The 24,307-nt window shown below is 36.0% G+C and carries 24 protein-coding genes and 1 tRNA gene; 4 read left to right on the top strand and 21 right to left on the bottom strand.

Annotation, left to right across the window (positions count from 1 at the left end; genetic code table 11):
* Positions 1 to 45: 45 nt before the first annotated feature.
* From MMF97_RS04280 to MMF97_RS04240, 9 genes are all read right to left on the bottom strand, one after another.
* A complete protein-coding gene (locus MMF97_RS04280; RefSeq protein WP_243359660.1) occupies positions 46 to 957 on the bottom strand; it encodes a PstS family phosphate ABC transporter substrate-binding protein in 912 nt (303 codons plus the stop codon).
* On the bottom strand, positions 954 to 1,196 hold the full coding sequence (locus tag MMF97_RS04275) for a hypothetical protein (protein WP_243359657.1): 243 nt from the start codon (positions 1,194 to 1,196) through the stop codon (positions 954 to 956). Before MMF97_RS04275 ends, MMF97_RS04280 begins: the two co-directional genes overlap by 4 nt.
* A gap of 9 nt (positions 1,197 to 1,205) precedes the next feature.
* Positions 1,206 to 2,018: an energy transducer TonB gene (locus MMF97_RS04270; RefSeq protein ID WP_243359655.1), complete on the bottom strand. Its 813-nt coding sequence runs from the start codon at positions 2,016 to 2,018 to the stop codon at positions 1,206 to 1,208.
* A gap of 30 nt (positions 2,019 to 2,048) precedes the next feature.
* Positions 2,049 to 2,594, bottom strand: coding sequence for an ExbD/TolR family protein (locus tag MMF97_RS04265; protein WP_243359638.1), 546 nt, complete (start codon positions 2,592 to 2,594; stop codon positions 2,049 to 2,051).
* A gap of 8 nt (positions 2,595 to 2,602) precedes the next feature.
* A complete protein-coding gene (locus tag MMF97_RS04260) occupies positions 2,603 to 3,223 on the bottom strand; it encodes an ExbD/TolR family protein (protein WP_243359636.1) in 621 nt (206 codons plus the stop codon).
* 83 nt (positions 3,224 to 3,306) lie between these two features.
* A complete protein-coding gene (locus MMF97_RS04255; protein WP_243359634.1) occupies positions 3,307 to 4,191 on the bottom strand; it encodes a MotA/TolQ/ExbB proton channel family protein in 885 nt (294 codons plus the stop codon).
* 280 nt (positions 4,192 to 4,471) lie between these two features.
* Positions 4,472 to 6,076 carry a phosphoenolpyruvate carboxykinase (ATP) gene (pckA, locus tag MMF97_RS04250; RefSeq protein ID WP_243359632.1) on the bottom strand — a complete coding sequence of 535 codons (1,605 nt, stop codon included), beginning with the start codon at positions 6,074 to 6,076 and terminating at the stop codon, positions 4,472 to 4,474.
* A gap of 131 nt (positions 6,077 to 6,207) precedes the next feature.
* Positions 6,208 to 6,564, bottom strand: a complete 357-nt coding sequence (locus MMF97_RS04245) for a translation initiation factor (protein WP_243359629.1) — start codon at positions 6,562 to 6,564, stop codon at positions 6,208 to 6,210.
* 9 nt (positions 6,565 to 6,573) lie between these two features.
* Positions 6,574 to 7,464 (bottom strand): diacylglycerol/lipid kinase family protein, encoded by an 891-nt coding sequence (locus MMF97_RS04240; RefSeq protein WP_243359627.1) that lies wholly within the window; start codon positions 7,462 to 7,464, stop codon positions 6,574 to 6,576.
* A gap of 224 nt (positions 7,465 to 7,688) precedes the next feature.
* Between MMF97_RS04240 and metK the strand changes: the two genes are divergently transcribed.
* Positions 7,689 to 8,975: a methionine adenosyltransferase gene (gene metK / locus MMF97_RS04235; protein ID WP_243359624.1), complete on the top strand. Its 1,287-nt coding sequence runs from the start codon at positions 7,689 to 7,691 to the stop codon at positions 8,973 to 8,975.
* A gap of 48 nt (positions 8,976 to 9,023) precedes the next feature.
* Here the strand turns inward: metK and MMF97_RS04230 are convergent, their stop codons facing one another.
* Together MMF97_RS04230 and MMF97_RS04225 are read right to left on the bottom strand one after the other, a co-directional pair.
* Positions 9,024 to 9,581, bottom strand: coding sequence for an ExbD/TolR family protein (locus MMF97_RS04230; RefSeq protein WP_243359623.1), 558 nt, complete (start codon positions 9,579 to 9,581; stop codon positions 9,024 to 9,026).
* A gap of 70 nt (positions 9,582 to 9,651) precedes the next feature.
* On the bottom strand, positions 9,652 to 10,179 hold the full coding sequence (locus tag MMF97_RS04225) for a superoxide dismutase family protein (RefSeq protein ID WP_243359613.1): 528 nt from the start codon (positions 10,177 to 10,179) through the stop codon (positions 9,652 to 9,654).
* Between the two features lie 145 nt (positions 10,180 to 10,324).
* Between MMF97_RS04225 and MMF97_RS04220 the strand changes: the two genes are divergently transcribed.
* The gene (locus MMF97_RS04220) at positions 10,325 to 11,371 is read left to right on the top strand and encodes a tetratricopeptide repeat protein (RefSeq protein WP_243359611.1); all 1,047 of its coding nucleotides are present in this window, start codon (positions 10,325 to 10,327) and stop codon (positions 11,369 to 11,371) included.
* A gap of 74 nt (positions 11,372 to 11,445) precedes the next feature.
* On the opposite strand, the gene MMF97_RS04215 is transcribed toward MMF97_RS04220, so the two are convergent.
* From MMF97_RS04215 to MMF97_RS04195, 5 genes are all read right to left on the bottom strand, one after another.
* A complete protein-coding gene (locus MMF97_RS04215) occupies positions 11,446 to 11,736 on the bottom strand; it encodes a DUF3892 domain-containing protein (protein ID WP_243359609.1) in 291 nt (96 codons plus the stop codon).
* Between the two features lie 336 nt (positions 11,737 to 12,072).
* Positions 12,073 to 12,146: transfer RNA gene (locus MMF97_RS04210), tRNA-Asp, on the bottom strand.
* A 139-nt stretch (positions 12,147 to 12,285) separates the two neighbouring features.
* Complete coding sequence (gene prfA / locus MMF97_RS04205; RefSeq protein ID WP_243359599.1) at positions 12,286 to 13,359, bottom strand: peptide chain release factor 1; 1,074 nt, start codon at positions 13,357 to 13,359, stop codon at positions 12,286 to 12,288.
* Positions 13,360 to 13,481: 122 nt separating this feature from the next.
* Positions 13,482 to 14,300, bottom strand: coding sequence for a hypothetical protein (locus tag MMF97_RS04200; RefSeq protein WP_243359598.1), 819 nt, complete (start codon positions 14,298 to 14,300; stop codon positions 13,482 to 13,484).
* A gap of 15 nt (positions 14,301 to 14,315) precedes the next feature.
* Positions 14,316 to 15,059 carry a UDP-2,3-diacylglucosamine diphosphatase gene (locus tag MMF97_RS04195; RefSeq protein WP_243359596.1) on the bottom strand — a complete coding sequence of 248 codons (744 nt, stop codon included), beginning with the start codon at positions 15,057 to 15,059 and terminating at the stop codon, positions 14,316 to 14,318.
* A gap of 157 nt (positions 15,060 to 15,216) precedes the next feature.
* On the opposite strand from MMF97_RS04195, the gene MMF97_RS04190 reads away from it, so the two are divergent.
* Together MMF97_RS04190 and MMF97_RS04185 are read left to right on the top strand one after the other, a co-directional pair.
* Positions 15,217 to 16,227 (top strand): NAD(P)/FAD-dependent oxidoreductase, encoded by a 1,011-nt coding sequence (locus MMF97_RS04190; protein ID WP_243359594.1) that lies wholly within the window; start codon positions 15,217 to 15,219, stop codon positions 16,225 to 16,227.
* Positions 16,228 to 16,230: 3 nt separating this feature from the next.
* Positions 16,231 to 16,560 (top strand): 2Fe-2S iron-sulfur cluster-binding protein, encoded by a 330-nt coding sequence (locus MMF97_RS04185; RefSeq protein WP_243359586.1) that lies wholly within the window; start codon positions 16,231 to 16,233, stop codon positions 16,558 to 16,560.
* Positions 16,561 to 16,617: 57 nt separating this feature from the next.
* Here MMF97_RS04185 and MMF97_RS04180 read toward each other — a convergent pair whose 3' ends face one another.
* The 5 genes from MMF97_RS04180 to MMF97_RS04160 form a co-directional block, all read right to left on the bottom strand.
* Positions 16,618 to 18,300 (bottom strand): S41 family peptidase, encoded by a 1,683-nt coding sequence (locus MMF97_RS04180; protein ID WP_243359577.1) that lies wholly within the window; start codon positions 18,298 to 18,300, stop codon positions 16,618 to 16,620.
* Between the two features lie 74 nt (positions 18,301 to 18,374).
* Entirely contained in the window at positions 18,375 to 18,590 is a 216-nt protein-coding gene (locus MMF97_RS04175) for a hypothetical protein (RefSeq protein ID WP_243359575.1), read from the bottom strand.
* Between the two features lie 66 nt (positions 18,591 to 18,656).
* Positions 18,657 to 19,475 carry a DUF4397 domain-containing protein gene (locus MMF97_RS04170; RefSeq protein WP_243359573.1) on the bottom strand — a complete coding sequence of 273 codons (819 nt, stop codon included), beginning with the start codon at positions 19,473 to 19,475 and terminating at the stop codon, positions 18,657 to 18,659.
* A 4-nt stretch (positions 19,476 to 19,479) separates the two neighbouring features.
* Complete coding sequence (locus MMF97_RS04165; protein WP_243359571.1) at positions 19,480 to 21,060, bottom strand: SusD/RagB family nutrient-binding outer membrane lipoprotein; 1,581 nt, start codon at positions 21,058 to 21,060, stop codon at positions 19,480 to 19,482.
* Positions 21,061 to 21,078: 18 nt separating this feature from the next.
* Positions 21,079 to 24,165 (bottom strand): SusC/RagA family TonB-linked outer membrane protein, encoded by a 3,087-nt coding sequence (locus MMF97_RS04160; protein ID WP_243359568.1) that lies wholly within the window; start codon positions 24,163 to 24,165, stop codon positions 21,079 to 21,081.
* Between the last annotated feature and the right edge of the window lie 142 nt (positions 24,166 to 24,307).

The raw sequence follows: 24,307 nt of genomic DNA, 5'->3' as shown, positions 1-24,307 counted from the left end.
ATTTCTTTACAGTTAATTTATTTTCTCAAGTTTAATAATTTTTTTTTAGTTCTTCGATTTCAAATTAAATTCTCTTGGCATAATTTTATGTGGGCCTAATCCAGACTTCAACACAATAAGCTGTCCACGGGGACTAGCTAACCAATTTGCAAATCCCGTGCCTAAACCACTTCTTCCTTCTCCATTAATGACATAAATGTTACGTAAAAAGGGATATTTGCCATTAATTAGGTTCTCTTGAGTAGGTTTATAAAAATTATCATCTCCTTTTTTACCTGGCAGGTTCTTCACTGCCAGCATTTTAATTTTGGGCAAATAAGAAGCAACACTTTTGTTACTTTCTAACAACCAATTTACACCTAGTACACCGATAAAGTCATTGTGTTCTGCTACATACTTAATAACGTCATTATTGGTTTCTAGTGTATATACACCCTGTTTTGGTAAAGCTGTTACCTTAGCAGAGTCTACAAAATATCTTAAAGTGCTTGAATAAGCATTATCAAAAACCAATTTTTTATTAGATTTAGAAGTGCCTTTAATCAAGTCAAGAACATCAGCTACAGTTATGGTTGAATCTCTGTCGGCAGAATTAGTAATAAGTGCTATACCATCAATGGCAAACCGGTCTGTATATACCGGTATCTGTTTTCTCCGGTAATAGCTCAATTCTGAAGGTTTCAACATCCTCGAAGCGATTAACATATCTACTTCTCCGTTTAAGAATCTGGGAATAATCTTATTTTCATTGTCTGGTATTACCTTAATGTTCGCATCCGGGTAATCGCTATTAAATACATTGATCTGGGCATCTAATATTCTTGAAAAAGATTCATCCACCAACAATGTGGTATAACCAGAAGTTCTGGTTTCTTTAGTTTTATCGGTTTTAGGTTTGCGATTGCAGGATGCAGCGAACAGCAACAATATAACCAGACTAAAATTCAAAATCCTCATTCGTTCTCGTTATTGTCTTTTAGTATCCTATAAAATCTGAACGCGGCATAGACGATTAATAAAATGCCAAATGCGATCTGATAATTGCGTGGAAAGCGTTCAGGATCTAATGAAAGGGCTTCGTTAAAAAAAAGTATCACGATGCTTATGCCAAGATATATTACCATCATGGCAAGGCCTAAAATAAACAGAAATCGCTTTTGAGGCGATTTCTGTCTTGAATTATTAAAATTAAACATGCTTTACGGTTACTGTAAGCTAAATTTAATTGGAATGTTATATTTCACACGAACCGGTTTAGCATTTTGCATACCAGGATTCCAACGTTTACTTAACTTTAATACACGAACGGCTTCTTCGTCTGTACCATAGCCAAGTTTTCTTTCTACTTTAATATCTGTCAAAGAACCATCTTTTTCAACGGTGAATGAAAGAAACACACTACCTTGAATGTTATTCTCAGCTGCCATTGGCGGGTATTTGATATTCTTACTTAAAAAGTCATAGAACTTTTCAATACCTCCAGGGAATGTTGGCGGGTTTTCCATACTTACGAAGTTATATACGGTGTTATCCTCTACAATCTGCGCTTGCTTAGGTCCTTCTCCAACAGGGGCAATCTGAACGATATCAGCAGTTGGATCTCCTTCAACTGTTTTTTGTCCTGGATCTGCTTTTTTCAAATCCTCAGCTTTAGGCGGTTCCTCATCACGTACCAAGTTATCTGGTTTAACAACTGGTGGAGGAAACTTAACCTGGTCCTGCTTTGGTGGTGGCGGCTCAACCGGCGGAGGTGTTTTCACTTCCGGGTTAATTGGCGGAGGTGTTGATATCACTACCTCAGTCATTTTCTCTTGTGGCGGTTCAGGAGCTAAGCCTTTTAACAAGGCGTAAATCTTAGGCGCCAAAAATAGAAGAATGAAAATCGCCGAAGCTATAAACAATGACTTAGTTGTATTCCAAGCGTTAGACTGACGTAGCTCATAAGCTCCGTAAGCCTTGTTTTTTTTCTCGAAAACAACATCAAGCCATTCTTTACTAAATAAATCTATTTTAGACATTGCTTAATATTTTTATCTGTTTATACTTATTTATAAAATCCCTTTAGATTTCATAAATTCTTTCTCGCTATCTAAAAGATGGTTAGGATCATCATCAATAGCCGGTGCATTAATATTTGTTTTAGTTATACTTAACTCATCCATGATATCTACAAAGTTCTTATATGTAGACGCATCAGTTGGTTTAATAATAACAATAATATCTTTCCCGGTTTTTGCTTTCACTTCTTGTTTATTTTTCAATAAAGAAGATTGGATGTCATTAAAACCTTCAATAGTTGGAGCTGATTTGCCAGCCTCTCCCATGTACCAAGCAATGCGGTCATTTTTACCTAATAATATAGTCATGGTTTGCGACTGTCTCAATTCCAGTTTATTTTCATCTTTTGGATCTTTATCCGGCTTGGCTATATCCATTGCCGAAGGTTTAGATAAAGATGTGGTTAGCATGAAGAAAGTAATTAAAAGGAATGCTAAATCCACCATTGCTGTTAAATCAACCTTGGTAGATTGTTTCTTACTTCTTACTTTACCACCTTTATTTTTGCCTCCGCCGGAGGTGTCTAATTCTGCCATATTATTTCTTAGTTAGAACCGCCTGCTTCGGCTGATGTAATTAAACTAAACTTATTTATTTTTTGTTTCTGAAGTAAATCAACAACCTTTCTGATTGCAGGATATTCTTCGTTGGCATTTCCTTTTATACTGATACGCATATCTACTCCATGTAATTCTGCAGTAGCAAAACGTGCTTGTTTAATCCACTCAAACAATTCGTTATTAACGGTTGAGTCATTAGGAATACCCGCCTGAATGCCTGATTTCTCTCTCTCTTGACCGTTCATTGCTAAAAACTTTTTCAAGTTTCCGAATGGAACACCAAATGAAGATACTACAGAAAAGCGTTTTGCTTCTTCTTCAGTAAATGGCACATTGTACAAGCTGCCCATTTTTTGTAAAGTTAACTTCTTTACATCCTGGCCAACAATCTCAAGGAAAACTTTTCCTTTACCGATGCTTACAATCGCAATGTCTTTATCTGGCACTTTAAATTGTACCGTTGATGAAGGCGTAGTGATCTCTAAGGGATCGGGTTGACGAGCTGTTGCCGTTAAGATAAAGAAAGTTAACAACAAGAATGCAACATCGCACATCGCGGTCATATCTACTGCTGTACTCTTTCTTGGAACTTTTACTCTAGGCATAATATAAAAATTATAATTTTTTAACTAATGATGATTTCATTTCCGGTTTTCCATAAAGCCGGCAAAAAAAATTAAAATAATTTTTATTTATGTGTACTAGCGTAAGTCTGGATGATACTAAATCCTGCTTCATCAATAGCGTAAGTTAATTTATCTATTTTAGAAGTTAAGATGTTATACATGATAATAGCTAATGTTGAAGTACTGATACCTGTAGCAGTGTTGATAAGTGCTTCAGAGATACCTGTTGCTAAAGCTGCCTGATCCGGAGCTCCTGAGTTAGCTAAACCACCAAACGCTTTGATCATACCTGTTACTGTACCTAATAGACCCATTAATGTACCTACAGAAACCAAAGTAGCAATGATAGTTAAGTTTTGCTCTAACATTGGCATTTCTAAAGAAGTAGCTTCTTCGATATCTTTTTGGATAGCTACAACAGATTGTTCAACGTCTAAGTTTGTATCTGCTTCTACTTCACTATATTTTTTTAAACCAGATTTGATTACGTTAGCTACAGATCCTTGTTGTTTATCACACTCTGCAACTGCAGCTTGGATGTTACCTGAACTTAATAAAGACTGGATTTTTTTGATGAACGATTCTAAACTACCTTTACCTGTTGCTTTACCAATTACGATTAGGCGCTCGATTGAGAACACAAATACCATTAAAAGCATACCCATTAAGATAGGCACGATAAAACCACCTTTAAACGCCATACCGCCGTAGTTTCCTGGATGTGGTAAAAAGCTGTGGGTATCATCGCTATAAAACGCTAAAGATAACGCACTGTTATTCTTAGCAACATCTTCAGGGATGTTAAAGTTACTTGGTTTACCCAATACGAAAATAAATAATGCAATACCGATTATTAAACAAATAGGAATTACAAGCGTAGCAAATAAATTAGATGCTGTTGCACTGCTCTCTTTCTTAGCAGCTGTTGGTTTTGGTGCGTTTGCCATTTTTTTAATTTTTAGTTTTAGTACTTGTTTTTTTAATTTTTAAATAATTAATAACTCAATTTTGTGTGTACACAAAGCTGCAAAATAACGTTGCAGAAGCAAATTTATAATTTTGATTCAAAAATCAAATTAAATATTACTTGCGCAATCATTTCTTTACATTACCCGATGACCACTTAAATCCCACTTTAATTAAAAAAGATTGCCCCGTTTGAGACAATCTTTCGCAATTAAAGACAAAATTTTATTTAAATGCAAATTTTTAAGCAAAAAAACATACTCAATTTATGTTTTGGGCTACTTTCGGCATACCGCTAAGGATCTCTTCATCAGCCAAATCACTAAATTGTTTAAAGTTATTTACAAAAGCCTCTGCCAATTCTATAGCTTTTGCATCATAAGCTTCTGCATTGGCCCATGTGTTTCTTGGATTTAAAACTTCATGTGGTACTTCAGGACAGCTAATTGGCATAGCTAAGCCAAATACTGGATGCTCAACAAATTTCTGATCATTCAGATTACCTTTTAAAGCTGCGGTGATCATTGCTCTTGTATATTTAAGTTTTATACGGTCGCCAACGCCATAAGGCCCACCACTCCATCCGGTATTAATTAGCCATACATTCACTTTATGTTTTTTCATTTTCTCTCCTAAAAGTTGAGCATATTGTGCAGGATGAAGAGGTAAAAATGCTTTTCCAAAACATGCCGAAAAAGTTAACTGAGGCTCTGTAACTCCTGCCTCTGTTCCGGCAACTTTTGCGGTATAACCCGAAATAAAATGGAACATAGCCTGCCCCGGAGTTAATTTCGATATAGGAGGCAATACGCCAAAAGCATCTGCAGTTAAGAAAAATATATTTTTAGGAATAGGACCTACAGATGGAATAATTGCATTCTCGATATGATTTAATGGATAAGCCACACGGGTATTCTCTGTTTTTTCAATATTAGAAAAATCTACTGTACGCGTATTTTCAAAATAATTGATGTTTTCTAGTAATGCACCGAATTTAATGGCATTAAAAATCTGAGGTTCTTTTTCTGCGGTTAGATCAACGCATTTTGCATAACAGCCTCCCTCAAAGTTAAACACTCCATTTTCGCCCCAGCCATGCTCATCATCTCCAATAAGGGGCCTGTTAGGATCTGCTGAAAGTGTGGTTTTGCCTGTTCCAGATAAGCCAAAGAAAATTGCAGTATCTCCGTCCATACCAACATTAGCAGAACAGTGCATTGAAAGTGTATTTCTTTGGGTAGGTAATATATAATTCAGTACAGAAAAAATACCTTTTTTTATTTCTCCGGTATATGCTGTACCTCCTATCATGATAATCTTTTTTGAAAAGTTTAAGATAGAAAAGTTTGCCTGTCTGGTTCCATCTACTTCTGGATTAGCCATAAAAGACGGCATAGCTATAATGGTCCATTCAGGCTGAGCCGGAAGCTCTTCAGACTCATATCTTAAAAACAGGTTATTGGCAAACAGATTTTGAAAAGCATGTTCGGTAATAACTCTGATTGTGGTTTTATAATCTTCATGGGCACAAGCATATGCATCTCTTACATATACGTCTTTTTGTGCAATAAACTGAAGCATTTTCTGATATAATCCCTCAAAATGCTCTTGGGAGATTTTAATGTTGATATCACCCCACCATACGGTATCTTCTGTTAATGCATCGGCAACAACAAACCGATCTTTTGGTGATCTTCCTGTAAATTTACCTGTGTCAATAGCTAAAGCTCCTGAATCTGCCAAAGTACCTTCACCATTCTTAAGGGCCTCTTCTACTAATTGGGCTACCGTTAGCTGGTATTTAACGGTCTTGGGCTTTAGATTTAGATAGCTCAAATCAAGTTTCCGTTCACTTAAACTGTTCATATCTTTTGGTTTTTTGAAAGCCCAAAGCTACAGAGTCTGGTGTGGAAAACCGCTTTTTTTAAAATATTTTTTTACTTATTGTCGCTTTTACACTATTCAACAAAACACTAATATTCAACACATTAAATGTATTATCCTCCGGATTTTTTTACTTTGTAACCTTGGTCTGTAAGGTATTGTAAAATCTTATCTCTGAAGTCGCCCTGTATAATAATTTCTCTATCTTTCACACTCCCTCCTACACCACATTTGGTTTTTAATGTTTTACCTAATGCCTGCAAGTCTTCATCTTTACCTATAAATCCGGTAATTACCGTAGCTGTTTTTCCCGCTCTGTTTTTCCTGTCTAACAGAATTCTTAAATTCTGCTGCACATTAGGTAATGTTTCCTCCGGCAGTGACTGTTCTTCTTCAAATTCGAAATCTGGATTTGTAGAAAACATGATTCCACCAAAGTCATTATAGATCTTTTTTTTCTGCTTGCTCACGGTTTAAATTTAAAGTTTTCCAACAATTATATTTAACGATGCCGGTTCTATTTTAATATTAATATGCTTTTCCATTTGAAAAGGTTCTCCATCGAGATGAACGGAATCCGGCTTATTCCTTATGATTTTAATTTCCTTACCCCTTATAATCTCTACCAAAGATGAATTATGGGTTTTAGCAGCTATCATTTCATAAGCTAAAACTGGTAACTTAAACAAAGGTATGGGCTTTATGATGCAAACATCTAACCAGCCATCTGTTAGTGAAGATTTTGGTGATATATATACATTATTGCCATATTGAGAAGAGTTGGCTATACTAATTGCAAACGCATCGCGTTCATAGAATATGCCATCTATTTCCAATTTATAACGTTGTGCCTTATAAGAAGTGATTTCTTTAAGTCCTAATTTAACATAGCTTTTTAAGCCCCGACTTTTATTCCCGGCAAAGACAGCACTGATGTGGGCATCAAACCCCATACCTGCCATATTAAAAAAGTGCCTTTCATTCAATTGGGCAGAATCAATTGCCTGTATGTTTAATAAATTAAGATATTTCACGGCTCCTTTTGTAGTCATAGGAATACCTAAAAATCTGGCCAGGCCATTACCAGAACCAAAAGGAATAATTCCCAGACTTACCTTAGTATTTACTAAGCTGCTGGCAATTTCATTTATAGTTCCATCACCTCCTACAGCTACCACAATAGCAATATTCTTGCATTCGGCCTCTGCAGCTATTTCTGTGGCATGACCTTCTTTTTCAGTAAAAATATAAGTGGCATTAAATTTAGTTTTATCTAAATATTTACTGATTAAAGCAGGGATGCGATCCTTTTTTTTTCCACCGGAAATAGGATTGATCACAAACAGAATGTTATACTTTTGTAAAGACATAAGGATTTGAGCGACAAAATAATTGATAATTTTTGAGTATTAAAATTTATTACACTACTTTTGTGCCGTTAAGGTGGACTGATTTGCTAAACTCTTAATTAAGAGCAAGATTGCAACCACGTAAAAAAAAGTGCTAATTCTTTCTACACTTATTTTACAGGCCGATTTATTCGGGGCTTTCTCACTTAACATTTTATATTTTTTAACATTAGAGAAGATTTAAAATGTCTTATTTATTCACATCAGAATCTGTATCTGAAGGGCATCCTGATAAAATTGCCGATCAAATTTCAGACGCGTTAATTGATAACTTTTTAGCTTTCGACAGCGAATCGAAGGTTGCTTGCGAGACCTTAGTAACCACAGGGCAGGTTATATTAGCCGGAGAGGTAAAGTCTACAACTTATCTTGACGTACAACAAATTGCCAGAGATGTAATTAAAAAAATTGGCTATACCAAAAGTGAATACATGTTTGAAGCCAATTCATGTGGTGTGTTATCGGCAATTCATGAGCAATCTCAAGATATTAACCAAGGTGTAGATAGAAAGACCAAAGAAGAACAAGGTGCTGGTGACCAGGGTATGATGTTTGGTTATGCAACTAACGAAACTGAAAATTATATGCCGTTAGCGCTTGATTTGTCTCATGCTTTATTGAGAGAACTGGCTGTTTTGAGAAGAGAAAATGCTGAAATAACGTATTTACGTCCAGATGCTAAATCTCAAGTAACCTTAGAATATTCTGACGACAACCAACCGCAGAGAATTGATGCGATAGTAATCTCTACGCAGCATGATGATTTTGTGAAAGCGAAATCTGATTCTAGAGCAGATAAAGATGCTGCCAACGATGAAATGCTGGTTAAAATTAAAAGCGACTTGATTTCGATCTTAATTCCTAGAGTTAAAGCTAAATATCCACAATACGCTCACTTATTTAACGATGACATCACTTATCACATTAACCCAACTGGTGTTTTTGTAATTGGTGGTCCTCACGGTGATACAGGCTTAACTGGTAGAAAAATCATCGTAGATACTTATGGTGGTAAAGGTGCTCACGGTGGTGGTGCTTTTTCTGGAAAAGATCCAAGTAAAGTAGATCGAAGTGCTGCGTATGCAACCCGTCATATTGCTAAAAATCTAGTTGCTGCAGGTCTATGTGATGAGGTTTTAGTTCAGGTTTCTTATGCTATTGGAGTTGCTAAACCAACTTCAATCAACGTAGTTACTTATGGTACTTCTAAAGTTGGCTTAACTGATGGCGAAATCAGCAAAAAAGTAGAAAGCATTTTTGATATGCGCCCTTATTTCATTGAACAACGCTTAAAACTAAGAAACCCCATTTATAGCGAAACAGCAGCTTATGGCCATATGGGTCGTAAACCTGAAACTGTAACCAAAACATTCAAATCGCCAAATGGTGAAGAGAAATCAGTTACTGTAGAATTGTTTACTTGGGAAAAACTTGATTTTGTTGATCAGGTAAAAGCTGCATTTGGCTTATAACAATAACTTTTTAATATAAAGGCCGGCTTTTTAGCCGGCCTTTTGTTTTTATATTCCTCTCTGTTTCATAAAAACCTTTTCCTGTTCTAAGATATTCTTATCATCAATAAAGTAAGATTGTATAGAACCGATATGCACCTCATCCATGATATCTACAAAGTTTTTATAATTGGAGCCTGAGGTGGGCTTAATAATTACTATCATAAATTTTGAAGCATCATTATGATATTTTTGAGCTACTATCTTTTTATTTTGAGTAATCTGCTTTTGTATCCCCGATAAATCCGTTTGATGCATCACTGCTTTTCCGGGCTCTCCCATATAATAGGCCGCCTGATTGTTTTTACCTAAAAGAATGGTCATTGTTCTGGATTCTGCCAAGTCTATGGATTCATTACTATTAACAGGTTTAGCAATTTCCATAGCGTTCATTTTGCTCAAAGAAGTGGTTAGCATAAAGAATGTAATCAGCAGAAAAGCTAAATCTACCATTGCGGTCAGATCTATACCTGGTGCCAATGTTTTTGATTTTCCTTTCACGGCCTTGCCATTACGAGGATTGGTAAGTGTTGCCATATTAAAGTTCAGTTTTATTGAAGATGACATTCACCTACTAATTACATAAAGAGAGCTCATCTAAAATGCAAGCTAAGTGATAGACAAGCTCTTTCTAAGTTTATTTCACTTCTTCAATTACACCGCAGCCCACTCTTGGCCCTGAATTACCGGTTGGTTGTGTGGTATAATCATCAGTTCCTCCATGAACTATAATTCCTCTGCCTATGATATTTTTGACATCATTAGGCATTACACTCCATCTATCGGTAGTTACACTAAGCGTAGCATGTCCTTTTCCATCTAATTTGATATTCCCTATATCACCTGAATGGTATGCAGCGCTTCCCCACTTACCATGTGGTTCGTTGGTAGGATTCCAATGACCATGTGTATTTTCTCCCATATTTCCACAGTCTCCGTATTCATGAAAATGGACTGCTACAGTGCTGTCTGCTCTTTCCGGAAAATTAAGTTCCAAGTCCATCTTAATTTTACCTCCTGCCTCACTATAAAATTTAGCTACTCCGATAGAAGTATTATCCTTTGTAGAATTTAACATAGCCTGGGCAATTTCTTTGCCTGGTCTGGAGCATGATCCCAAGATCATTACCATACCCATGGTTAATAATAACAAATACTTTTTCATAACGATTTAAGTTAGAGTTTAAAAAAACAACACCCTTTACAACTATTTGGTTTTTAATATTTTGGAATTGTGTAATCAACCAAATATGAGTATATTCAGTTAATTTATTGTATTAACCTTCGCATTTACAATGATGAAAAAGGTCATGATCACCCTATTTTTTCTGATTGGCCATACTATTATTCTACAGGCTCAACAAAAGAATAAAATACGTTCTTCTATTAGCCCTAAAGCTAAATGGCAAAAATTAGAGTTCACCAGAGCTTCTAATCCAAAAGACACTATCTATTACAATGGCGAAGTAGGCAATGGTAAGGCTAATGGTTATGGTGAAGCTTCTTCAAGCCTCAGATACAATTATAAAGGTTACTGGAAAGACAATGACCTTAACGGGAAAGGAAGAATAGTATGGGCTAATGGGCATGTCTATGAAGGCGAAATCAAAAACGGTACCCGAACCGGAACGGGCAAATACACCTGGGCTGATGGCAGTGTTTATGAAGGTAATTTTATAAATGGGCAAAGAAGTGGAAAAGGAAAAATGACCTGGGGGAAAAATACCCAATGGGGTGGAGAGAGTTATGAAGGCGATTTTAAAAACAATCTACTTACAGGATTTGGAAAATACATACATGCAAATGGAAAAAGTGAAGAAGGTTTCTTTGAAAATGGCATCTATAAAGGTAAATCAAATGCTCCCGAACAAAATCAGAGTAACGGTAAAAGTAAACTTGATATTGGCTTAGAGACCGTAATATTGCAAAACAAAGGAGTTGAATACTACAATAAAAAACAATATGAACTGGCTTTACAGGAATTTAATAAAGCAATTGATGTTAACCCCAATTATGCAACTTCTTCTCATGCTTTGGTAGGAAGAACTTATATGGCCTGGTACACAGAAAGCAAAGATGCTAACTACCTCAAGCTGGCATTAAACAGTCTTTCAAAAGCCATAGAATTAGATTCCAAATATGCTCCTGCATATTTTTACAGAGGCATAGTATATGGAAACTTAAGAGAATACAATTTAGCTCTTAAAGATTTAACCCAAGCTATTGTATTAGACCCTGAAGTGGCAGAGTATTATCAGAATCGCAGTGTAATCTACAAAGCAATAGGAGAAGACAAACTATCTGCTTTTGATCTGAAAAAATTTGAAGAGCTTAGAAAGAAATCGGAAATCAAATAACTTTTTTAGGTCAAAATACCTTTGGATTAAATCCTCAAAAATAAACCCCGGATTTCTCCGGGGTTAGGTTAAGTTTAATCATGTACTGTACAATTTTCCAAACCTATAAGGTCTAAAGTATCTGCGCTGTCACTGGTAGTCAGATATTTGTTCCCTTGAGTAGAAACTGCTATTTCAACGTACCTTTTCTGATCGTTAACAAGCGTATAAAACTCCCAATGACCAGCTTCTATTCCTCTAATAGCTGTTTCAACAGAAATATGCCATTTCTTTCCCTTATGTTCACCTCCAATACTACTTATTCTTTTGTGAGGATCTGGTTTAGTTGTTTTGTTCACACACATGATCTGTACCTCAAATGCCATAAGCCAATAAGTCTAATTATCGCAATGGGCGATACCACGAGTGCTTACATTCGTTAAACCTATTGTGTTTATGTTTTACCCATCAAGAGTAATAGGCACCCTCTCTGTTTTTACCCGTTAACAGTGAGTTGTATAATATCTATCAATTTTAAAACCATTTTGTTTTATTGAAAGGAACATAGCCTGAAGGGATTATTGTTGTTAAAAAATGTAGAAAAAAATTCCCGAACACCTCGTTTTTGGAATAATTATTCTACTCTTATATAGCGTTTAGGAAAAAACGAGAAATAGCTTAAAAAGCAAAAAGCCCTGAAACAATGTTTCAAGGCTTTTATGCGGTCCGGACGGGACTCGAACCCGCGACCTCCGCCGTGACAGGGCGGCATTCTAACCAGCTGAACTACCGAACCGTTTTCCTAACATCAGACATTGTCTTTCTGTTTGGGTTTGCAAATATAGCTTGTTATTTTTTATTTGCAATATTTTTTTTAACTTTTTTATAACTCCTTGATTTGCAGAAAGAATATTTCAAATCTATTTAGAGGTAGTTTAGTTAACAGCTCCTTCTTTCATTTTTTCTGCATTTTCTGCAAACTGAAGCTTATCTATTAACTCTTGTATTTCGCCATTAACTATTGCAGGCAAATTATAAAGTGTTAAACCGATACGGTGATCCGTTACTCTTCCCTGCGGATAATTATAGGTTCTGATCTTAGCCGATCTATCGCCTGTTGAAACCATGGTTTTGCGTTTCGCGGCAATATCTCCGTGTTTCTTTTGCACTTCAAGATCATACAATTTAGAACGCAGCATTTCCATAGCCAATTCTCTGTTAGCCAACTGTGAGCGTTCAACCTGACAAACCACTACAATACCAGAAGGTTTATGGGTAAGCTGAACTTTTGTTTCTACCTTATTTACGTTCTGTCCACCGGCACCGCCTGAACGTGAGGTCTGCAATTCAATATCTGCAGGATTAATGTACACATCCACTTCTTCGGCTTCTGGCAATACCGCTACAGATGCTGCCGATGTATGTACACGACCTTGTGTTTCAGTATCGGGCACACGTTGTACACGGTGTACACCACTCTCGTACTTTAATTGTCCGTAAACATCTTCGCCACTTACTTTTAAGATTACTTCTTTGTAACCTCCTGCTGTACCTTCTGTTACATCCATTACTTCGGTACGCCAGCCTTTAGTCTCAAAAAAGCGGGTGTACATACGATATAAATCGCCTGCAAAAAGTGCAGCTTCATCGCCTCCCGTACCTCCTCTTATTTCAAAAACCGCATTCTTAGCATCTTCAGGATCCTTAGGAATCAACATTAAGCGTATGGCCGCCTCCATTTCTTCTTGTTTAACCAATAAAATATCCAGCTCCTCTTTAGCCATTTCACGTAATTCCTGGTCTTTCTCGTTGCTTAGTATCTCTTTATTGGCATCGATATTACTCATTACGTTCTTGTAGATCTTGTATTCTTCTACAATCTTGGTAAGATCTTTATATTCTTTATTTAAAGCCGCAAAACGCTTCATATCCTGTATTACATCAGGATTACTTAATTGTTCTTCTACATCTTCCCAGCGCAGCTTTATAGCTTCTAATTTATCTAACATATTTATTCAGAAAATCTATTTACATGCATGATTAACGGATCTGATTTGAGCCTTAAAAAAATTTAGCTTTTTAGATCAAAACCCGGATTTACACAAAAAATAATGCTTTTTATTTCAAGGTATTAATTTGCAGGGTACAAAAATACGCCTTTTTCGGTTAATGCTGCAATTATTTTATTGCCAAGCGCTACCTGCTTTATTTCAACGCCAACAGGCAGAAGTGTTGTAGATACCTTTTGGCTGTTTAAATCATAAAGATGAAGCTTTTTCTCAGCCATATAGATTAATTTATTATTATGTATTTCAAAATCAGCTAATCCCTCCAAGCTTAGAAGTCTTAAAAAAGCACCAAATACATCGAAAATTAAGACATCATTGTTAGGTTTCTGCAAATAAATATGTTGATTGGCTACTAAAATCTTTTTTGGGAAAACGAGCTCATCAAATAACTGATAAAGGTTAGCCGAACGTGTATTTTCACTAAAATCGCTACTCAACTTGATTAGACTATTACTGGTTGTCTCAAAGATCCAGAATGCATTATTATCGGCCACAGCTATTGCCGAAACCAATAAATTGCTGTTATAAGCGAAAGAATAGGTTGCAATCTGGCTCAGGTTATTATTTAAAACCACCACCTGCTGAAAATCGGCATAAAAAATAACGACACGTAAAGGATCTGTAACATCAATACTTTTTACCTTACCATATCTGTTATTGCTGTAACGCCATTTTAATGCTCCCTTTGTATCATATTTTAATAATTCATCTTTAGGAGTTAGTACGTAAACCGCATCTAAGTTGTCTATAAAGACAGTCTTTGCAGGTGTATCTATTACAGCAATAGCCTTTTGCTGGGAAAAAGAGTTACCGGAGAAAAGCACCACAAATATAAATGTACCCAGTAGATACTTATTCCAATTTCTTCTCTTATTAACCATTAACATATCCTGTGTTTATTTTTCAAAATAAGTAAGGGTTAAATCATTTCCATCAAATACAGCGTACGAGTTGTATTTAAGCCACTCACCAATATTGATATAAGTACTGTGTTCGTTTAATTTTATGGTAAGCGGCAAATGTCTGTGACCAAAAACAAAATAATCATAGTGCTCTTTTTGCAGTAACTCTTTGGCATAAATAGCGAGCCATTCTTTTTCTTCGCCTAAGAATACTTCGTCATTATGATTAGCTGCCCTACTATGTGTTGACCATTTATTGGCGATACCTATGCCTATACGAGGAGGTAGCATACCAAATAGCCATTGGCAAAACGGATTTCTGAATATCTTTCTCAGAAATTTATATTTTGCATCTCCGGGCCCTAAACCATCTCCATGGTGCAAATAGATCTTTTTACCATTGCGCACAATGATCATCTCATCACTTACAATCTGCATTCCCAATTCTTTGGTAAAGTAATCTTTCACCCACATATCGTGGTTTCCTTTAAAGAAATAAATTTTTATGCCAGAATCGCTCATCTGTGCAAGCTTGCCCAGTAGCCGGGTAAATCCTTTAGGCACCACATATTTGTATTCAAACCAGAAATCAAATACATCGCCCATCAAAAAAAGTTCGCTGCAATCTGGCTCGATAAAATTTAACCAGCGTACAATGCGGTTTTCCCGCTCGCGGCTAGTCTCAAAACTTGGAGAACCCAAATGAAAATCGGAGGCGAAATATATCTTATCTCTCATCTCTGTCAAAGATAATAAAAATGATAACGCTATTGTTCATGACACCTCTGCTCACATCCTATCTTTTTCGTCCTTTTATTGTCATCTATATAGAATTCTTCTAAATAAGCAAATACTTTTATAAGTTAATTTTGTATTTTTGCCCAAATTTTAAAATATGATTTCAACTGATATAGCCATTATTGGCGCTGGTCCGGTGGGTTTATTTGCGATTTTCGAAGCCGGATTATTAAAAATGCGTTGTCATTTAATTGATTATTTACCTCAGGTTGGCGGCCAGTTATCAGAAATCTACCCTAAAAAGCCTATTTACGATATACCGGGTTTCCCGTCGGTTTTGGCCCAGGAACTTATTGACAACCTGATGGAACAGGCCAAGCCATTTCATCCTGGTTTTACTTTAGGTGAACGTATTGAAGGATTAGAAAAACGTGGTGAAGCCGATTTTGTGCTTACAACAAACATGGGCACTGTTATAGAAGCCAAAGTTATAGTAATTGCAGGCGGATTGGGTTGTTTTGAGCCTCGTAAACCTGCAGTAGCTGGCTTAGAACACTTTGAAAATGGCCGTGGTGTTAATTACATGATTTTGGATCCTGAGAAGTATCGTGGACAGAAAATGGTGATTGCCGGTGGTGGAGACTCTGCTTTAGACTGGACGATTTTCCTGGCTGATATGGTAGAAGAACTTACTTTGATACACCGTAGCGAAAGCTTTAGAGGTGCTCCTGATTCTGTAAATAAGGTAATGGAGTTAGCTGCATCTGGAAAAATAAATTTACTATTGAACAGTAATTTAAACGCTGTTTCTGGCGAAGGCAAATTAGAAACGGTAGAGGTAATCCATAATAAGACCATGGAAACTACTACCATTGAAACAGATCATCTTATTCCGTTATTCGGATTAAGCCCTAAATTAGGCCCTATTGAAAACTGGGGATTAAACATCAGCAAAAGTGCTATTGAAGTAAATACTGATGATTATTCTACAAACATACCAGGTATTTACGCCATTGGCGATATTAATACTTATACCAATAAATTAAAGTTAATTTTGTGTGGTTTTCATGAGGCTGCATTGATGAGTCACAGCGCTTACCAATACATGAATCCGGGCATAAAATATACCATGAAATACACTACTGTAAACGGAATTAGCGAGTTTTAAGATATGGCAACAGATATTACCATACACGTTGAAGACAGGGAAGGCAACACAGCCACTCTAAGTGCCCCTACTGATATGGGCTTAAGCTTAATGGAATTTTTAAAAGCCAGTGAATATGATATTTTGGCAACCTGTGGAGGCATGGCTCTTTGCGCAACCTGCTGTGTAGATATAATGGAGGGCGAAGAAAAACTCAATGAAATGAGCGATGATGAATATGCCATGTTAGATACCCTACCTGATGTATTACCCAACTCGAGATTAGCTTGTCAAATACAGTTAAGCCCTGAGTATGATGGTTTAAGAGTACGTTTACACGCGATGGATAACTAGATTATTCTAATTTACTATATGCTAAAGGCCAAAATCAATGATTTTGGCCTTTTAATTTTAATCTACTTTAAGAACAGGGCTACCTATATTCTTATAGGTTCCATCTCCTTTTAAAATAGCCAACATCTGCTGTCCGTTAGCCAGAATAGATTGAGCTTTGATCAGTTCTTTATCGTATTGAAAAGATTGCTCTATTTTGCCTCGCTCAAAATAATAACGAGAAATGATTTGGGTTTCAAGCATTCGTTTTATTTCGTCTTTATGCGTAGTTAAATCTGTTTTTTTGGCTTGGCTAACCTTTACCTTCAGATCTTCTATATCTGTTTTTACCAAAGCCAGCTTATTCTCTTTTTCAGCCTCTTCTTTTAGGGCCGTTAACAGGCGTTCAGTATTTGAAGTATAATTATAATTTTTACCCGAAACAGCATTTATAAACTGAGTATATGCCGCATCTGAAAGCTGGAATTTATTGGCAGTTCCAACTTCTTTATTATTCTTTCTGAAATTGTTTGCATAATCAAAAAACAGGTTTTTAGTAATAAGAGAAATTGTAACCGGACTCAGTTTATCCTGTTCTACTGTAACATCAGGATATATGCCATTACCATCATAAACAGTTCGTCCGGCTTTGGTTCTGAATGGCTTTAATGTCGAATCCGCAAACTTACTTGCCGTTCCGTCTTTCTTTTTATGCGCATAATCCAAGGCCTGTATGCATCTTCCTGATGGTGTGTAATATTTTGCTACCGTAACCTTTACCAGACTGTTATACGGAAGATTAAAGGTTTGCTGAACCAATCCTTTTCCAAAGCTTATCTGACCTACTATAATAGCTCTGTCTAGATCTTGCAAAGCACCAGCTACAATTTCTGATGCAGAGGCAGAACCTCTGTTTACCAATACAACCAAAGGGGTTTGTGGAGCCAAAGGAATATTTTGTGTATAGTAATTGATAGATTTTTCGGGGTTACGCCCTTTCTGTATTACCGCTAACACATTTTTATCTACAAAAAGATTTACAATTTTAACTGCTTCCTGTAAAATACCGCCTCCATTATTGCGAAGATCTAAAATTAGCCCTTTAGGATTTTGCTTGTTGATCTTTTCTAACGCATCCTTAACTTCCTGCCCCGAGTTTTCTAAAAACTTATCCAGTTTAATGTATCCAATCTGGTTGTCAAGCATACCTGAATAAGAAACATTAGGTTGCTTAATTTCTTCGCGGGCAAGGGTTTTATTCACTACAGCTCCATCTCTAACCAAAACTAATGAAACCTGTGTTCCTTTGGGCCCACGTAAAAGCTGACTAACTTCTGCTCTGTCTTTATCTTTTACTTCTATTCCATTAATTTTAACAATCTGGTCTCCTGGACGTACATCTCCTTTATGTGCCGGATTTCCCTCCGTTACTTCATTAATAAATAGTTTTCCATCTATAACCAGTGTACCTGCTCCAATACCACCGTATTGCGTACTTACATATTTAAGTTTATAATTTTCTATTTCTGATTCGGGAACATATTCGGTATAAGGATCGAGACTATTCAACATGGCATCTATTCCTGTTTTCATTAAACCAGCAGGATTAGAGTCTTCTACATAGTTTATACTTACTTCTTTGTAAACTGATGCAAAAATGTCTAAGTTCTTAGATACCTGAAAAAGATCTTCTTTGAAGGCAAAGCTTATGGATAATATACCTATGCCTATGAGGATAATGATTTTATTTACTTTTCTCATGAGATGCTGAGTTTTCAAACACGTTTGTGTGTTATCCGGAGAAGTAAATTTAAGAAAATTGTTTGAACTCTTGACTAAAGTCTGTTACCAGTTGGATCTGCCAGGGCTTTACGTATGGTGAATTCTATATAATTACGGTCACGGTTTACCAGTTTGGCCAACGTTTGAACCAGCTCATCTTCATGTCCGGGTGTAAAAACCAGATCAACTGTTGCCAGCTCGCGATACTTTCTTAAGAATTTGGTTTGAACTCTTTTCCAGGTTTCGGGTGTAAGTGTAAACGTTGCCATGATAATTATTTATGGAGCAAATTTAATAAAAAAGCCCATCAAACAAAATTGATGGGCTTTGATCGTTTATCGGTTTTCCGTAAAGTCCAAGAATAATGTTGGACTGCTGGCTACACCACTAATTAAGTCTCCTCTTAATGTAAAGGTATATACTCTGTTTTTAGCAAAACCGGTGGCTGCACGGGTAACTGATTTACCTGTAGCCTGGTCTGTAAGTTTTAAAGAGTAACTACCTGGAGCAACTTTAACAAAAGGAGAGGCGGCCTTATATGGCACTCCAGTAATAGGAGTAGTTACTTCTGTTATAGTAGATCCATCAGGCAGTTTCAATGTTCTTGTAATCTCTAAAGACAATGTACTTGTATTATGACCAGGATTCACCAGCCTGATGTAACTTGCAGAAGAGTCTGGTTGAGGTAATTTATCTTCTATAATAAAGCAATCTGCTTTTTGGGTAGTTTTGTTAAAAACACCACTTGCATAAAAGCTATAGTTTTTCCCGTCTTCTATCGATGCTGTTACAGCTGCTATTTCTAAATTAGGTCCAAAACCTGTAGTAGTACTAGCTGCCATTGTGCTTGGAGTAACTACTCTAAAAACAATATTTGAACCAGCCTGAACCAAAGAATATCCCCTTGCCGGAGCAACTCCCCCAGCAGAAGTACCTGCGGCACTTTCTACTCCTGTTAATGAAGCTATGGCTGTAAATTTAGTATTATTTGCATATGCATTTACTGTAGGGCTTGATAATGCAAAATTGTAAAATTTAAATAAAGCGCCGTTATATGGAACCGTAATATCTTCTACGGCATTTTTTTCACAACCTATAAAGCATGCTATTGAGAACACACTTAATGCAGCTACTATGATTTTTAACTTTTTCATATTATCAATTTTTTTCAAAAATCCACATTATTTTAGTATGGTAATTTAATTTATCACCTCCCAGTTTCTTTAAAGATTCTAAATTCCATATCCATTCTGAATTATACCTTGGCCTAACTCTATATACAGGATTACCCTCATTTGCCTCAAATAATTTGCTCGCTTCAGGAATAGTAAACCCTCTAAAAACCTCGTCAGTAGCACTTCCAGGTTCTAAATCTGTATAATGGTAGCGGCGTAAATCTGTCCAAGCTTCATTGAAAGCCCATCCCCATTGCACAATATATTTCTGGGTCATAATGTCTCCCAATTTCAGATTATTAGGGTTGGTAGGAACAACAGCAGAGGCCAAAAAGTCACTTTTCTCTGTAGCACTGATCTGAGTAACACCTGGATTAGCAGACTCTGCATTGGCAGTATTTACAAAATCCATGTGTGCAGCTATGCCTTTTTTGTAAGCGCCTAATGCAGTTACCTTATCGCCTTTTAAGAATGCAGCCTCTGCTTTTACAAATTGAAGCTGAGCATAAGTTAATAAAGGGAAGCTTGATTTTGCATTGAAAACATAGTTTCCTGGTAAATCAATTCCTGATACTGTAGTACCCCATATTGTTTTAGGAATTTGATTGGTTGTTAATCCAGTTGTACCATAAGTAGGGTTAATACCATAATATCCACCATCAGTCGATTTAAAAATCAATCTACTTAAACGAGGATCTGTTACACCTCCATTTTGATTTCCATTCAACAAATTCAGGAAAAAGTTGGTATGGCGAACTAGTGTAAAGTTGTCACGATCAGGACTTAAATAATTTTTAGACCCATTAGCTACCCCACTGAATTTGAATTTAGCATCATCGGCATTGCTTGTAAATGAGTTATCTACAGCTGTGATAATGTCATCAGGCTTATATTTTCCTGTTTTATTTGAAAGGTGATTTAAAGCTGTTGCTTTTAAGCCGTAAGCCAGTTTTAACCATTTCTCCCTGTTACCATTATAAACATTATCTGCTGTTCCTATAAAAGCGGCATCTACTTTACCATCTGTTTTCTTAAGATTTTCTATAGCTAAATCAAGTAATCTGATGATTTCATCGTAAACCACTTCCTGAGAGTCGTAATCAAAGGTTTTAAGGCTTGTATCAAAAGCCTGTTTAATGATCAGCTCACCATGGAATGTAGTTAAATTTAACCAGCCCCATGCTTTTAATACATATCCTATTCCTAGCAAATCCCATCTTTGCTGTTGCTCAGAAAGGGTCATCATATCGATAAGATTATAGCCCATTAACCAATAAACTGTACGCCATTGTTCGGCAGCATAATCTGCTGTTGTAAAAAGGTAACCGTGTCTGTCCCAAGTATCATTAGTTGTAGTCTGCGACCAGAACTGAGCATATTTACCCGTATAACGACCATCTATTTGTTGTGAAAAAACAAAATTGGTCATCATTGGCCCTAAATAAAGATTTGGTGCTACCACATCGGGAGCATTAGGGTTTTTATTTACATCCAACCATTTTTTACAGCCTGTACCTGCTAAAATGGTAGATATCAATAATATTTTTGCAAAAGTCTTTTTCATATTTTCTAAAAAATAATATTATAATCCAATTCTAACTCCAAAGTTTATTCCTGTAGAAATTGGGAAGTTACCATAATCAATACCCATCCCGCCTGCACCAACGGTAGCTGCGTTATTTCCGTTAGCAATAGGATCTGCTCCTGAATAATTTGTGATCAAGAACACATCTGTAGCTGTAATAAATGCTGATGCTGATTTAAAGAATTTCTGTCTTGCCAATACTTTACTTGGTATTGCATATGATAAGGTAACATCTCTTAACCTAATCCAGTTTATATTTCTTTCTATAAATAGCTCCTCGCTTATATTACTATAATATCTGCTATCATAGAATGGATTTACTACAATATTATTTACTGTTGGATTAGCGGTATTCTCTTTACCATCTCTCAATACGCCTTTAATTACTCTTGGTGTTTCTCTATCAAGTGTTCTTAAAGCTAAACCTTTTTGCGTTAAAAAATGTTCTGTAGCATTTAACACATCTCCCCCTTTTCTAAAATCAAGTAAGAAAGATAATCTGAAATCTTTAAATGAAAACTCATTGGTTAAACCTAAGGTCCATTTTGGCCAGGTATCTGTACCATTTAATATGAAATCCTGAGTACGATAAGGCAATCCAGTTGCTGGATCTATTAAGATATCTCCCGCATCATTTCTAAGGTAGAATTTACCTGAAAAGGCAGTTAATGAACTTCCCGGCCTGGCTGATTTTCTTATATCATTATATAACCAGGTATCTGAATTATAAGATTCTGGTAAATCACGAGGTAAAGAAACTACTTTAGATCTTGAAATGTCAAAATTAGCAATTACATTCCATGTAAAGTCTTTTTTCATGATTGGCTTTACAGTTAACAAAGTTTCATAACCATGGTTTTGTGTAACCCCTCCGTTCATATCTGTTAATACGAAACCCGTAGCATAACTTGCTCTGATATCTCTTACAATCTGGTCTTCTGTTTTCTTTTTGTAATAAGCAAATTCTAAATTAATTCTGCTATTTAAAAACGACAACTCTGTACCAAATTCATAAGAAGTTGCCATTTCTGGTTTTAAACCAAAGTTAGGTCCTGTAAAACCATAGCGATAACCCCCAACGGAGTTGTCTTCGAATTGTAATGCCGGATAAATTTTATACGCTCTTGCATCACGACCTACCTGAGCAATACTTGCTTTTAATTTACCATAATTTAATACTTTTTTAATTCCAGATAATGCCTTAATATCTGTAAAGTTTAAACTTGTTGACAAAGAAGGATAAAAGAAAGAATTATTTGGCACTGGTAAAGTTGAAGTCCAGTCATTTCTTCCTGTTGCAGTTACATAAAGAATTTTATCATAATTAAGTTGAACCTGACCATATATAGATGCAACTCTTCTTTGATATTTTGTAGTCAACACTTTTCTTGATAAACCATCGGTATTATTAATCGACTCAAAATTTGGCTCTAAGAACTTCTCACCATAAGTAGATAATGCATTAGATTCTTCTGATTTAATTTCAGCGCCTGCTAAAACATTAAAGTTTAATTTAGGTATAATTTTTTTCGAATACCTTACAAAACTGTTGATATTTAAATTCTGAGAAGTTCTGGTAACCTGATCTAAAGCTCCTTTTCTGGTGTAAGCTCTAGCCGATTCTGGGTGCTGAAAAGTCATACTTTCAAATGTACCCACATCAAATCCTACTCTAGTTGTAAAAGATAAATCTTTGATTGGCGTAATTACCAAGCTAGTAGCTGCAAAAACTCTATTATTTACATCATATAAATCATTTTTATTGATATTGAAATAAGGGTTATCTATCTCATTAGCATAACTTACACCTGTAAATATTTTTCTTCTTAAACCTCCCGGTGTAAGATAATTTGAAGCGTCATCTGTAACCGGCCACATTAATAGTCCAATGAGAGGTCCGCCACCGCCTTTAAAAACTTTATCGTTTTTAGAATAGCTGTAAGTCAAGGATAAATCAACATTAAACCAGCTATTAATTTTAGCTGTTGAAGCTCCATTTAATGTAAAACGATCATATCCTGTGTGAGGAACCACACCTTTTTGGTTATTATAGGTTGAAGAAATTCTATAAGTAGCTTTTTCTGAACCACCTTCAAATGATAAATTGTGTTTTTGTGTTAAAGATGTCTGAAAGAAATTAGAGATATTATCATAAAACTGAGTACCCTCTCTATATTTTGATCCAAAATAAGCATAGGTTTCATCATCCAGACCACTTGCTCCTGCACCATATACTTTTTGTACTTCAGGCATTTTAGTTACATGGTCAATTCTGAACGCATTGCTGTAATTAATCCTTCCATCTCCGGCCTTACCTCTTTTTGTAGTAATAATAATGGCTCCGTTTGCAGCATCAATACCATAAAGAGCTGCAGCTTCAGGACCTTTTAATACCGTAATATCTTCAATGTCTTCAGGACTAAAATCTGATGAACGGTTTGTAAAGTCAACCCCCCTATTTTCAAAAGATGTTGCTGTTGCACCACTAGAGGCTAATTCACCTGTAGCAAAGGTATTATTATCAGAAGGAATACCATCAATTACGATTAATGGCTGGTTACTACTGTTAATAGAGCTTATACCACGAAGAATAATGGAACTAGATGCTCCCGGAACACCAGAAGTGCTATTTACGGTTAAACCCGCAACTCTTCCCTGAAGACCGTTAATAAAATTTTCTCTTTGAGTTTGAGCAACTTCTGTACCTTTTATAGATTGACTTGAAGCTCCAAGGGCTCTTTTCTCTTCTTTGATTCCCATAGCTCCTGTAATTTTAACTTCAGATAGCTGATTGGCATCTGATTTTAAAACCACATCAATTGTTGGAGTTTTAACGGTTATTTCTTGAGTAATAGTTCCAACAAAAGAAAAAACCAACGTCTGACCAACAGACGCCTTGATACTATAGTATCCATCACTTGAAGTAGATACAGCCGTTGTCTGTCCCTTAATCCTTACGGATGCCCCAGGTAACGGCAATCGGTCTTCATCAAAAACTTTTCCAGTAACTGTAGCCTGCTGGGCAAACACCTGAGCAGCAAGCACAAAAATACCGAAAAGCATCATGAGTAGTCTTTTTTTCATAAACATGAATTTGGTTAGTTATTAAATAATTTTTTAGTTTAAATAAGGATTCAAAAAACGCAAAAACCCTTATCGATAGTAAATATGAGAAATGTTTTTTTAAAAAAAAAGGCTCCAAACTATTTTAAAAGCTTTTTCTAAA

The organism is Pedobacter montanisoli (assembly GCF_022809115.1).
Lineage (GTDB): Bacteria > Bacteroidota > Bacteroidia > Sphingobacteriales > Sphingobacteriaceae > Pedobacter > Pedobacter montanisoli.
This window is presented reverse-complemented; position numbering and strand designations above follow the sequence as displayed.

Coding starts and splice junctions, on each gene's coding strand:
- MMF97_RS04280 (WP_243359660.1), bottom strand. CDS start 957: ATGAGGATTTTGAATTTTAGTCTGGTTATATTGTTGCTGTTCGCTGCA.
- MMF97_RS04275 (WP_243359657.1), bottom strand. CDS start 1,196: ATGTTTAATTTTAATAATTCAAGACAGAAATCGCCTCAAAAGCGATTT.
- MMF97_RS04270 (WP_243359655.1), bottom strand. CDS start 2,018: ATGTCTAAAATAGATTTATTTAGTAAAGAATGGCTTGATGTTGTTTTC.
- MMF97_RS04265 (WP_243359638.1), bottom strand. CDS start 2,594: ATGGCAGAATTAGACACCTCCGGCGGAGGCAAAAATAAAGGTGGTAAA.
- MMF97_RS04260 (WP_243359636.1), bottom strand. CDS start 3,223: ATGCCTAGAGTAAAAGTTCCAAGAAAGAGTACAGCAGTAGATATGACC.
- MMF97_RS04255 (WP_243359634.1), bottom strand. CDS start 4,191: ATGGCAAACGCACCAAAACCAACAGCTGCTAAGAAAGAGAGCAGTGCA.
- pckA (WP_243359632.1), bottom strand. CDS start 6,076: ATGAACAGTTTAAGTGAACGGAAACTTGATTTGAGCTATCTAAATCTA.
- MMF97_RS04240 (WP_243359627.1), bottom strand. CDS start 7,464: ATGTCTTTACAAAAGTATAACATTCTGTTTGTGATCAATCCTATTTCC.
- metK (WP_243359624.1), top strand. CDS start 7,689: ATGTCTTATTTATTCACATCAGAATCTGTATCTGAAGGGCATCCTGAT.
- MMF97_RS04230 (WP_243359623.1), bottom strand. CDS start 9,581: ATGTCATCTTCAATAAAACTGAACTTTAATATGGCAACACTTACCAAT.
- MMF97_RS04225 (WP_243359613.1), bottom strand. CDS start 10,179: ATGAAAAAGTATTTGTTATTATTAACCATGGGTATGGTAATGATCTTG.
- MMF97_RS04220 (WP_243359611.1), top strand. CDS start 10,325: ATGATCACCCTATTTTTTCTGATTGGCCATACTATTATTCTACAGGCT.
- MMF97_RS04215 (WP_243359609.1), bottom strand. CDS start 11,736: ATGGCATTTGAGGTACAGATCATGTGTGTGAACAAAACAACTAAACCA.
- prfA (WP_243359599.1), bottom strand. CDS start 13,359: ATGTTAGATAAATTAGAAGCTATAAAGCTGCGCTGGGAAGATGTAGAA.
- MMF97_RS04200 (WP_243359598.1), bottom strand. CDS start 14,300: ATGGTTAATAAGAGAAGAAATTGGAATAAGTATCTACTGGGTACATTT.
- MMF97_RS04195 (WP_243359596.1), bottom strand. CDS start 15,059: ATGAGAGATAAGATATATTTCGCCTCCGATTTTCATTTGGGTTCTCCA.
- MMF97_RS04190 (WP_243359594.1), top strand. CDS start 15,217: ATGATTTCAACTGATATAGCCATTATTGGCGCTGGTCCGGTGGGTTTA.
- MMF97_RS04185 (WP_243359586.1), top strand. CDS start 16,231: ATGGCAACAGATATTACCATACACGTTGAAGACAGGGAAGGCAACACA.
- MMF97_RS04180 (WP_243359577.1), bottom strand. CDS start 18,300: ATGAGAAAAGTAAATAAAATCATTATCCTCATAGGCATAGGTATATTA.
- MMF97_RS04175 (WP_243359575.1), bottom strand. CDS start 18,590: ATGGCAACGTTTACACTTACACCCGAAACCTGGAAAAGAGTTCAAACC.
- MMF97_RS04170 (WP_243359573.1), bottom strand. CDS start 19,475: ATGAAAAAGTTAAAAATCATAGTAGCTGCATTAAGTGTGTTCTCAATA.
- MMF97_RS04165 (WP_243359571.1), bottom strand. CDS start 21,060: ATGAAAAAGACTTTTGCAAAAATATTATTGATATCTACCATTTTAGCA.
- MMF97_RS04160 (WP_243359568.1), bottom strand. CDS start 24,165: ATGAAAAAAAGACTACTCATGATGCTTTTCGGTATTTTTGTGCTTGCT.